This is a genomic window from Streptomyces sp. NPDC024555 (assembly GCF_055559335.1).
The window spans coordinates 71,534-83,858 of record NZ_JBVHKV010000022.1 but is presented as its reverse complement, the minus strand read 5'-3'; the positions used below and the strand labels follow the sequence as shown (position 1 = coordinate 83,858).

At 75.2% G+C, this 12,325-nt stretch carries 1 protein-coding gene (only partly in view); it reads left to right on the top strand.

Annotated features, from left to right (window positions below):
* Positions 1-12,325, top strand: partial view of a type I polyketide synthase gene (locus ACZ4FH_RS30730; RefSeq protein WP_467309044.1) — the 3' portion only. The gene continues 6,833 nt to the left of window position 1, outside the view; only the last 12,325 of its 19,158 coding nucleotides appear in the window; its start codon lies off the left edge, out of view; its stop codon occupies positions 12,323-12,325.

Here is a 12,325-nt window from a genome sequence, read left to right as displayed (position 1 = left end):
CACCGACTACTGGGTGACCAATCTCCGTTCCCAGGTCCGTTTCGCCCAGGCCATCGAGAAGCTGGCGGGGAAGGGCTACGGCGTCTTCGTCGAGGTCTCCTCGCACCCCGTGCTGACCGCCGCCGTGCAGGAGATCGCCGAGGCGGCCGCCGAACGGGCCGGGGTGGAGCCGGGTGTGGTCGCCGGGTCGCTGCGCCGCGACGACGGCGGGCTCGACCGCTTCCTCGCGGGCGCCGCCGAACTCTGGGTGCGCGGTGTGGACATCGACTGGACGGCCGCCTTCCCGGCCCCCCGCCCGGCGCCCGTGGCCCTGCCCACGTACCCCTTCCAGCGTCAGCACTACTGGCTGGAGGACGACTCCACCGTCCCGCTGAGCGAGCCGAGCCCCGTGGACGCCGAGTTCTGGGCGGCCGTCGGCAGCGGAGACGCACAGGCCTTCGCCGACGAACTGGGCGTCGAGGAGGAGACGCCGCTGAGCGCGATGCTCCCGGCCCTCCACGCCTGGCGGATGCGCCGCGCCGAGGCCTCCACGCTGGACGCGTGGCGGTACGCCGTGGACTGGGTGCCGGGGGAGGCGGTCGCCGCCGGCGGGCGGCTTTCGGGCCGCTGGCTGGTGGTGAGTTCCGCCGGTGCCCGGGGCGCCGACGCCGAGGCCGTGGTGCAGGGTCTCGGGGCGCGGGGTGCGGAGGCGGTGGAGCTGGTGCTCCCCGCCGATGTGGACCGTGAGCGGCTGGGCGGCCTGCTGGCCGAGCAGTCCGGGGCCGTCGGTGTGGTGTCGTTGCTGGCCTTCGACGAGGAGATCTGCGCCGAGCGTCCCGCGCTGACGGTCGGGCTGGCGCTGAACGTGCTGCTGACGCAGGCACTGGCCGACTGGGACCAGCGGGTCTCGGTGTGGATGTGCACGCGCGGCGCGATCTCCGCCGTGCGCGGGGACCGGGTGGAGCATCCCGTCCAGGGCAGCAGCTGGGGCCTCGGGCTGGTCTTCGGGCTGGAGTTCCCGCAGTGGTGGGGCGGTCTGGTCGACCTCCCCGAATCCGTGGACGCGGCAGACCTGGACTGCTTCCTGGACGTGGTCGCCTCCGACGGTGTGGAGGACCAGTTCGCCATCCGGAACGGTGGGGCCCTCCTGCGCCGGCTGCGGCGGGACCCGTTGCGGGAGAAGGCGCGCGAGCCGTGGCGTACGAGCGGGACGGCGCTGATCACCGGCGGTACGGGCGGTCTGGGCGCGCACGCGGCCCGCTGGCTCATCGAGGCCGGTGCGGAGCACCTGGTGCTGACCTCGCGGCGGGGCGCGGACGCGCCCGGGGTCGCCGAACTCGTCGAGGAACTCGGCGCCACCGGCACCCGGATCACCGTCACGCAGTGCGACGTCTGCGACTACGACGACCTCGCGCGCATGGTCGACGAGGTCGAGGCCGACGGGCCGCCGATCCGTACGGTCATCCACTGCGCGGGCGTCGGCCACCTCGCCGCGCTGACCGGGACGGACCTGGACGAGTTCGCGGCCGGTGCGGAGGCGAAGCTCGCCGGTACCGCCAACCTCGACCGGCTCTTCGACCGGGACACCCTCGACGCGTTCGTCCTCTACTCCTCCGTGGCCGCGCTCTGGGGCGCCGGGGAGCACGGCTCGTACTCGGCGGGCAACGCCTACCTCGACTCGGTCACCCGCAGCCGCCGCGCCCGGGGCCTCACCGGCACCACCATCGCCTGGGGCCTCTGGTCCGCGGACGACGGCGGCATGGCCGACAAGGTGGACCCGGGATCGCTCAACTGGCGCGGTCTGGCGTTCATGAACCCGCAGACCGCGATGGCCGGACTGCGGCAGGCCATGGCCGACGACGAGGAGTTCCTGGCGATCGGCGAGGTGAACTGGGAGGCGTTCACGCCCGCGTTCACCGCCATGCGCGAACGCCCCCTGCTCGACGGCGTCCCGGAGGTCCGGGCCTACCTGGAGCGCAACGCCGCGCCCACGGCCCGCGAGGAGACGGCCGACGACAACGCGCTGCGCGAGCGGCTGCGGCCCCTCCCGCAGGAGGAGCGCGAGCGCGCCCTGCGCGACCTCGTACGGTCCCACGCCGCCACCGTCCTCGGGCACTCCTCCCCGGAGGCCATCGAGGAGGGCCGGCCGCTGCGCGAACTCGGCTTCGACTCGCTCCTCGCGGTGGCCCTGCGCAACGCCCTGGTCGCCGCCACCGGGCTCAAGCTCGCCGCCACGCTCGTCTTCGACTACCCCAACGTCGCCCGGCTGGTGCGCCACCTCGACGAGGAACTGTTCGGCGGGGCCGCGCCCGAGCCCCGGGCCGTCGCCGCCGCCCCCGGGGCGGACAGCGACGACGCCATCGCGATCGTCGGGATGAGCTGCCGGTTCCCCGGCGGGATCAACGCGCCGGAGGACCTGTGGCGGCTGGTCACCGCCGAGGACGAGATCCTGAGCGCCTTCCCCGACAACCGTGGGTGGGACCTCGACCGGATCTTCAGCCCCGACCCCGACGAGGAGGGCCGCACCTACGTCCGCTCCGGCGGGTTCGTGCACGACGCGGGCAACTTCGACCCTACGTTCTTCGGGATCTCGCCGCGTGAGGCGCTGGCCATGGACCCGCAGCAGCGGCTGCTGCTGGAGGTCTCGTGGGAGGCGATCGAGCACGGCCGGATCGACCCGCACAGCCTGCGCGGCAGCGAGTGCGGTGTGTTCATCGGCGCCGGGAACGGCGGCTACGGAAGTGCCGTGCGCCGGCTGCCCGAGGGCATGGAGGGCCACCTCCTGACCGGTACGGGCCCGAGCATCGCCTCCGGCCGGATCTCGTACACCCTCGGTCTCGAAGGCCCGGCCGTCACGCTCGACACCGGCTGCTCCTCGGCCCTCGTCGCCCTCGATCTCGCCGTCCAGGCGCTGCGGTCCGGCACCTGTTCGCTGGCCCTGGCCGGGGCGGCCTCCATCGCCTCCACCCCGGACGGGTTCATCGGCTTCAGCCGTCAGCGCGGCCTCGCGGAGGACGGCCGGTCCAAGGCGTTCTCCGAGGACGCGGACGGCATGGGCCTCTCGGAAGGCGTCGGCCTCTTCGTGGTGGAGCGGCTGTCGGACGCCCGGCGCCACGGCCACCAGGTCCTCGCCGTCCTCCGTGGCTCGGCCATGAACCAGGACGGCGCCTCCAACGGTCTGACCGCCCCCAACGGCCCGTCCCAGCAGCGCGTCATCCGCCAGGCCCTCGCCAACTCCGGCCTCACCTCCGCCGACGTGGACATCGTCGAGGCCCACGGCACCGGCACCAAGCTCGGCGACCCGATCGAGGCGCAGGCCCTCCTCGCCACGTACGGCAAGGACCGCCCGGCCGACCAGCCGCTGTGGCTCGGCTCGGTCAAGTCCAACATCGGCCACACCCAGCTCGCCGCCGGTGCGGCGGGCGTCATGAAGATGATCCTCGCCCTCCGGCACGGTGTGATGCCGAAGACCCTGCACCTCGGGACGCCGTCCTCCCGCGTGGACTGGGAGGCCGGCGCGATCGAACTCCTTGCCGAGGCCCGTCCGTGGCCGCGCGGCGAACAGCCCAGGCGCGCGGGCGTGTCGGCCTTCGGGATGAGCGGGACGAACGTCCACGTGATCCTGGAGGAGGCCCCCGACGAGGACCTTCCCGCGACGCCGTACGCCGAGATCCCGCCGGTCGCCCCGTGGCTGCTCTCCGGCCGCAGCGCCGAGGCCCTGCGCGAGCAGGCGGCGGCGCTCGGCATCCTCGCGGAGGACACCGACCCGGTCGCGGTGGGCTGGTCCCTCGCGACGACCCGGGCGCGGTTCGAGCACCGTGCGGTGGTGCTGGGTTCGTACGGCTCCGGCCTCGCGGCCCTCGCCGCGGGCGAGCCCGCCGGCCAGGTGGTGTCCGGCGTGACCGGCCCGGTGGGCCGCTCGGTCTTCGTCTTCCCGGGCCAGGGTGCGCAGTGGGTGGCCATGGGTGCCCAACTCCTGGACGAGTCGCCGGTGTTCGCCGAGGTCGTGGCCGCGTGTGAGGCTGCGATGGGCGGGTTGGTGGACTGGTCGGTGACCGATGTGCTGCGCGGCAGCCCGGAGGCGCCGTCGCTGGAGCGGGTGGATGTGGTCCAGCCCGCGTCCTTCGTGGTGATGGTCGCGCTCGCGGAGGTGTGGCGGTCGTACGGGGTGACGCCTTCCGCTGTGGTCGGGCATTCGCAGGGTGAGATTGCTGCAGCGTATGTGGCGGGTGCGTTGTCGCTTGAGGACGCGCTGCGGATCGTGTGCGTGCGGAGTCGGGCGATTGCTGGGCTGGCCAGTGGTAACGGGACGATGGCGTCGGTCGGTGCCGGGGTCACCCAGGTCGAGGAGATCCTTGCGGAATGGGGTGACCGGGTCTCGGTTGCTGCCGTCAACGGGCCCTCGCAGGTGGTTATTTCGGGTGAGATCGAGGCTGTGGAGGAAGCGGTCGCCCGGTGTGTGGAGCTGGGGCTGCGTGCCCGTCGTATCGCCGTGGACTACGCCTCCCACTCGCCCGCGATGGATGTCCTGCACGACGAGCTGACGACCAGTCTTGCGGGGATCACCCCGCAGGCCGGGACGATTCCGCTGCTGTCGACGGTGACGGGTGAGTTCACCGACGGCTCGGACATGACCACCGACTACTGGGTGACGAATCTCCGTTCCCAGGTCCGCTTCGCCCAGGCGATCGAGAAGCTGGCGGGCGACGGCTACGGCGTCTTCGTCGAGGTCTCGTCCCACCCCGTCCTCTCCGCCGCGATCGAGGAGATGGCCGACCGGAGCGTCGTCACCGGGTCGCTCCGGCGCGACGACGGCGGGCTCGACCGCTTCCTCGCGGGCGTCGCCCAGCTGTGGGTGCACGGTGTGGACGTCGACTGGACGGCCGCGTTCCCGGAGACCCGCCCGGCGCTCGTCGACCTTCCCACGTACGCCTTCCAGCACCGGCACTACTGGCTGGAGGACGAGTCCGCCGCCCCGGAGGACGCGTCCGCGCCGGTCGACGCCGCGTTCTGGGCGGCGGTCGAGGGCGAGGACGCGGACGCGCTCGCCGCGACGCTGGGCGTCGAGGACGCCGCGCCGATCGCGACGCTGCTGCCCGCGCTCTCCGACTGGCGCCGCCGCAGGCGTCAGGAATCCGAAGTGGACTCCTGGCTCTACGACGTCCAGTGGCAGCCCCTTCCGCACGGCGCGGCCCCGCGCCTCGACGGTGAGCGGTGGCTGCTGCTCGTCGCGGACGGCGGGCACCGCTGGGCGGACCGGGCCGCGCAGGTCCTGGGCGCCGCCGGCGCCCGGGTGCGGGTCGCCGAGGTGACCGCCACCGACCGGGCCGGGCTGGCCGCGCACCTGCGCGAGGCCGGGTCCGACAGCACCGGGGTGCTCTCCCTCCTGGCCTCCGGCCGGGAGACGGACCTCGAACGGAGCGCGCTGCTCGTCCAGGCCCTCGGGGACGCGGGCCTCACCGCCCCGCTCTGGCTCGCCACCCAGGACGCCGTCTCCGTCGGCGCCTCCGACCGCACCGTCGACCCCGGCCAGGCCCGGCTGTGGGGGCTGGGGCGGATCGCCGCCCTTGAGTACCCGCAGCGGTTCGGCGGCCTGGTCGACCTGCCGGACGCCCCCGACGCACGGGCCGCCGAACGGCTCGTCCGGGCGCTGACCGCACCCGACGGCGAGGACCAGCTCGCCGTGCGGGCCGGCGGTACGTACGTACGCCGCCTGGTCCGCAAGCCGCTGGCCGCGCTGACCCCCGTACGGGACTGGCGTCCCACCGGCACCGTGCTCGTCACCGGGGGCACCGGCGGTGTCGGGGCCGAGATCGCCGCATGGCTCGCGGAGAACGGGGCCGAGCACCTGGTGCTGACCAGCAGGCGCGGCGACCGGGCCCCGGGCGCCGCCGAACTGACGGAGCGGCTGACCGGCCTCGGCGCCCGGGTGACGATCGCCGCCTGCGACGTCACCGACCGGGAGGCGCTGCGCGCCGTCCTCGACGCCGTACCGGCCGATGTGCCGCTCACCGGCGTCGTGCACGCGGCGGCCGTCCTCGACGACTGCCTGATCGACGAACTGACCCCGGACCGCGTCCGCACGGTGCTCGGCCCCAAGGCCGTCGCCGCGCACCACCTGCACGAACTCACCAAGGACGCCGGGCTCGACGCCTTCGTCCTGCTCTCCTCGATGGCCGGGACGCTCGGCGGCCCCGGCCAGGGCAGCTACGCCGCCGCCAACGCGTATCTCGACGCGCTGGCCCTGCGCCGGCGGGCCGAGGGGCTGCCGGCCACCTCGCTGGCCTGGGGCGCCTGGGCGCGGGTCGGGCTCGCCACCGGGGACATGGCCGAGCGGATGGGCCGCAGCGGGGTCGCGCCGATGGCGCCCGAGACGGCCCTGCGCGCGATCGGCCACGCCCTCGACCACGATCTGGGCTACCTCATGGTCGGTGACATCGACTGGCCGGTCTTCGGCCCGAACTGCACGGCGGGCCGCGCCGGGAAGGTCCTCGACCGGCTGCCCGAGGCGCACCCCGCCCCGGCGACCGGCACCGCCGCCAAACCGGCCGAGGAGGGCTTCGCCGCCGGGCTCGCCGGACGGACGCCCGCCGAGCGCGAGCAGGCCCTGTCCACGCTGGTCCGCACCCAGGCCGCCGCCGTGCTCGGGCTGACCGGGCCCGAGGCCGTCGACCCCGACCGGGCCCTGCGCGACCTCGGCTTCGACTCCATCACCGCCGTCGAACTGCGCAACCGGCTCAACACCGTCACCGGGCTGCGCCTGCCCGTCACCGTGGTCTTCGACCACACGGCCGCCGGACCGCTCGCCCAGCACCTGTACGAGCAGCTGTTCGGCCAGGAGTCCGGTGCGGCGCCCGCCGCCCTCCCCGTTCCGGCCGCCGTGCCGGCGGGCGGCGAGGACGACCCGGTCGTCATCGTCGGGATGGGCTGCCGCTTCCCCGGCGGGATCGAGACCCCCGAACAGTTCTGGCAGCTGCTGGCCGAGGGCGGCGACGCCGTGACGGAGTTCCCCACGGACCGGGGCTGGGACCTGGAGGGACACTACGACCCGGACCGGGACCGGCCCGGCACGTACTACGCCCGGGGCGGCGGATTCCTGCGGGACGTCGGCGCGTTCGACCCGGTGTTCTTCGGGATCTCGCCCCGGGTGGCGCCCGCCATCGACCCGCAGCACCGGCTGCTGCTGGAGACCTCGTGGGAGGCGTTCGAACGGGCCGGGATCGACCCGGCGACGGTGAAGGGCACCCCCGTCGGCGTGTTCGTCGGCTCGAACTACAACGACTACGGGCACCGGCTCCTCGGCGTCCCGAGCGAGTTCGAGGGGCAGCTCGCCACCGGCAGCGCGTCCAGTGTGACCTCGGGCCGGGTGGCGTACACCTTCGGGCTCGAAGGGCCCGCCGTCACCGTGGACACCGCCTGCTCGTCCTCGTTGGTCGCCCTGCACCTGGCCGCCCAGTCCGTGCGCTCCGGCGAATGCGCCATGGCGCTGGCCGGCGGGGTCACCGTGATGTCCACCCAGGACACCTTCATCGAGTTCAGCCGGCAGGGCGCCCTCTCGCCCGACGGGCGCTGCCGGGCCTTCTCCGCCGACGCGGACGGGGCCGGCTGGGCCGAGGGCGTCGGCATGCTCCTCGTCGAGCGGCTGTCCGACGCACGGCGCCACGGGCACCCCGTCCTCGCGGTGGTGCGCGCCAGCGCGGTCAACCAGGACGGCGCGTCGAACGGGCTGACCGCGCCCAACGGGCTCGCCCAGCAGCGGGTCATCCGGCAGGCCCTGGCCAACGGCGGGCTCAGCCCCGCCGACGTGGACCTGATGGAGGCCCACGGCACCGGCACCTCGCTCGGCGACCCGATCGAGGCCGACGCGCTCCTCGCCACGTACGGGCAGGGCCGCTCCGGCGACCGGCCGCTGTGGCTCGGCTCGGTCAAGTCCAACATCGGGCACACCCAGGCGGCGTCCGGCGTGGCCGGGGTCATCAAGACCGTGCTGGCCATGCGGCACGGCACCATGCCGGGCACGCTCCACGCCTCCGAGCCGACCCCGCACGTCGACTGGTCGGCGGGCACCGTACGGCTGCTCACCGAGGCCCGCGCCTGGCCGGAGGGCGACACGCCCCGCCGCGCCGCCGTCTCCTCGTTCGGCGTCAGCGGCACCAACGTCCACATGATCATCGAGCAGGCCCCGGCGGAACCGGCCGCACCCGCCACCGGCGAGGACGGCCCCGCCGACGGAGCCGTACCGCTGCCGTTCGTCCTGTCCGCCCGCAACGCCGCCGCGCTGACCCAGCAGGTCGACCGGCTGAAGGACGTGCTCGACCGGCGCCCGGAGACCGGCCTCGCGGCCATCGGGCGCGCGCTCGCGGCCCGTTCCCGCTTCGAGCACCGGCTCGTGGCCTGGAGCGGCGACCGCGCCGGGCTGCGCGAGCAACTCGACGCCTGGCTGGACGGGCGCACCACCGCCCCCTCGGCCGCCGGTACGGCGAGCGGCGGACGCACCGCGTTCCTGTTCTCCGGCCAGGGTGCGCAGCGGCTCGGCATGGGCCGCGAGCTGTACGGGACGTTCCCCGTGTACGCCGACGCCTTCGACGAGGTCTGCGCCCATGTGGACCTGGAACTCCCGCTGCCGCTGCGCGACATCGTGTTCGCCGCCGAGGACGGGGAGCGGGCCGGACTGCTCGACCGCACCGAGTACACGCAGCCGGCGCTGTTCGCCGTCGAGGTCGCGCTGTACCGGCTCCTGGAGTCCTGGGGCGTCCGCCCCGACTACCTGATCGGGCACTCCGTCGGCGAACTGGCCGCCGCCCATCTGGCCGGGGTCTTCACCCTTCCCGACGCCTGCCGCCTGGTCGTGGCACGGGGCCGGCTCATGGGCGAACTGCCCGCCGGGGGTGCGATGGCCGCCCTGGCCGCCACCGAGGACGAGGTGCTGGCGCTGCTCGCGGGCCTGGAGGACCGGATCGCGGTCGCCGCGGTCAACGCCCCGGACGCCGTCGTGGTCTCCGGCGACACCGCCGAGGTCGACCGGATCGCCGCCCACTTCGCCGAACTCGGCAGAAAGACTAGGCGTTTGCGGGTCAGCCATGCGTTTCACTCGCCCCATATGGACGCGATGCTGGACCGCTTCGCCGAGATCGTCCGGGACATACCGATGTCACCGCCGACGATCCCGCTGGTGTCGGACGTGACCGGGGAGACCGCCACGGCCGACCGCCTGTGCACGCCCGCGTACTGGGTGGACCAGCTGCGCGGCGCCGTCCGGTTCGCCGACGGCGTCCGCACCCTCTCCGAGGCGGGCGTCACCCGCTTCCTGGAGGTCGGGCCCGACGCCGTGCTCGCCGCGATGGCCCGGGACTGCCGTGCCGACGACGCCCCCGGCACGGTCGTGCCGCTGCTGCGCCGGGGCCGCGACGAGACGCGCTCCGCGCTCGGGGCCCTCGCCGAGCTGTACGTCCACGGCGGCGGCTGCGACTGGCCGGCCCTGCTGCCGGACACCCCGCCCGCCGAACTGCCCACCTACCCCTTCCAGCGCCAGCGCTACTGGCTGGACGCACGGCCCTCGGGCGATGTGCGGGAAGCCGGACTCGACGCGGCGGGCCACCCGCTGCTCGGCGCCGCCGTGCGGCTCGCCGACGACGGCGCGCTGTTCACGGCCCGGCTCTCGCGCCGGAACCACCCCTGGCTCGGCGACCACGTCATCGCCGGCCGCGCGCTCCTGCCCGGCACGGCGTTCCTCGAACTCGCCGTGCGCGCCGGTGACCAGGTCGGCTGCGGCGGTGTCGGCGAACTGACGCTCCAGGAGCCGCTGGTGCTCCCGGAGACCGGGGCCGTGCAGGTCCAGGTCCGGGTGGGCGCCGCCGACGCGGACGGGGCCCGTACGGTCGAGGTGCACTCCCGGGCCGACGGCGAGGGCGCCGACGCGCCGTGGCGGCGCCACGCGGGCGGCACCCTGCTGCCCGGCACCCCGGCCGCCGGACCGGCCCCCGAGGCCTGGCCGCCGGCCGGCGCCGACCCCGTCGCCCTCGACGGCTTCTACGGGCGGCTGGCCGAGGCCGGCAGCGACTACGGGCCGGTGTTCCAGGGGCTGCGCGCCGCCTGGCGCCGGGACGCCGAGGTCTTCGCCGAGGTGTCCCTGCCCGAGGGCACGGACGCCACCGGCTTCGGCCTCCACCCGGCGCTGCTCGACGCCGCCCTCCAGGCGGTGTCCCTCGGCGCGCTCGGTGACGCGGGGCGCAGTGTCGTCCCGTTCTCCTGGCAGCGGGCCGCCCTGCACAGCACGGGCGCCACGGTCCTGCGGGTCGCGCTCACGGACATCGGTGAGAACACCGTGTCCGTCCGCGCCTGGGACCCGGCCGGCACCCCGGCCGTGTCCGCCGACGCGCTGGCGTTCCGCCCGGTCAGCGGTACGGCGGCGGCCGGTCCGCGCACCGATCTGCTGATGCGCACCGCCTGGCAGCCGCTCCCGGCCGCCGAACCGCGCGGCCACGCCTGGGCCGTCGTCGGGGACGCCGCGTCGTCCGGCCCGACGGCCGCCCTCGGCCGGGCCGTCGTCCTCACCCCGTACCCGTCCCTGTCCGGTCTGGCCGACGCGGTCGCCACCGGCACCGCCGCCCCCGACCGGGTCCTGATCGCCGTCCCGGCCTTCGACGGCGAACCGGCCGCCGCGGCCCGCGAGGCCACCCACTGGGCCCTGGAGCTGGTGCAGGGCTGGCTCGGCCACGCGGGGCTCGCCGGGTCCCGGCTCGTCCTCGTGACCCGGGGCGCCGTCGCCGTCGGCTCCGACACCGAACTGACCGATCTGCCCGCCGCCACCGTCCACGGACTGGTCCGGGCCGCGATCACCGAACACCCCGGCCGCTTCGCCCTCCTCGACATCGAGGACGGCGAACCGGCGGCCGCCGCCCTGGCCGCCGCGCTCACCTCCGACGAGCCGCGGACCGTGCTGCGCGGCGGCACCGCGCTGATGGCCCGGCTGGCCCGGGTCCGGCAGGACGCGGAGCCCGCCGCGGCCCCCGTCTGGAACCCCGCCGGCACCACCCTGGTCACCGGAGCCACCGGCACCCTCGGCCGGCTGGTCGCCCGCCACCTCGTCACCGAGCACGGTGTACGCCGGCTGCTGCTCATCAGCCGCAGCGGATCCGCCGCACCGGGGGCCGCCGAGCTGGAGGCCGAACTCACCGGCCTGGGCGCCGAGGTGACGGTCGCCGCCTGCGACGCCGCCGACCGGGACGCGCTGCGCCGGCTGCTCGACGCCGTCCCCGCCGCGCACCCGCTGACCGCGGTCGTGCACGCCGCGGGCGTCGTCGACGACGGGGTGATCACCTCGCTGACCCCGGAGCGGATCGACGGGGTGCTCGCGCCCAAGGCCGACGCCGCCGTGAACCTGCACGACCTCACCGCGGAGCTGGACCTCGACGCGTTCGTGCTGTTCTCCTCCATCGCCTCCACGTTCGGCGGCGCGGGACAGGGCGCGTACGCCGCCGGGAACGCCTTCCTGGACGCGCTGGCCGTCCACCGCAGGGCCCTCGGACTGCCCGCGGTCTCCCTGTGCTGGGGGCCGTGGACCGAGCTGAGCACGATGACCGGGAAGCTCGACGCGGCCGACCACGCACGGTTCGCCCGCGCCGGCATCGTCTCGCTGTCCACGGCCGAGGGGCTGGAACTGCTCGACGCCTCGCGCACCGTCGACGAGGCGGTCCTCGTACCGGTCCGGCTGTCGCTGGACGGGCTGGACGCCGAGCAGGTGCCGCCGCTGCTGCGCGGACTCGTCCGGGCCGCGTCCCGGCCGGCCGCCGCGCACACCGTGCGGGAGAGCGCCCCCGAGGCCCCGGCCGACCGCTTCGCGGGCATGACCGGACCCGAGCGGGCCCGCGCCCTGACCGGCCTGGTCCGCGACGAGGCGGCCGTCGTCCTCGCCTACGGGCCCGGCGAACGCGTCGACATGGACCGGGGATTCCTGGAGATGGGCTTCGACTCGCTCAGCGCCGTCGAACTGCGCAACCGGCTCGGCAAGGCCACCGGTCTCACCCTGCCCGCGACCCTGCTCTTCGACTACCCGACCCCGGCCGCGCTCGCCGCGCACCTCGACGAGATCTTCCCGTCGGACAGCGCGCGCGTCCTGGCCCCGCTCCTGCTGGAGCTGGAGAAGCTCGGCGCCAACCTGCCCGACACGACCGCCGACGACGAGCTGCGCGGCGCCGTCGAGAGCCGGCTGCGCGACCTGCTGGACCGGGTGGCCGGGCCCGGCGCCCCGGCGCCGGCGCCCGTGGCGCCGGACGCGGTGATCGACGACGTCGACGCCGCCTCCGACGACGAGATCTTCAAGTTCCTCGACGGGCTGGACCGGTGA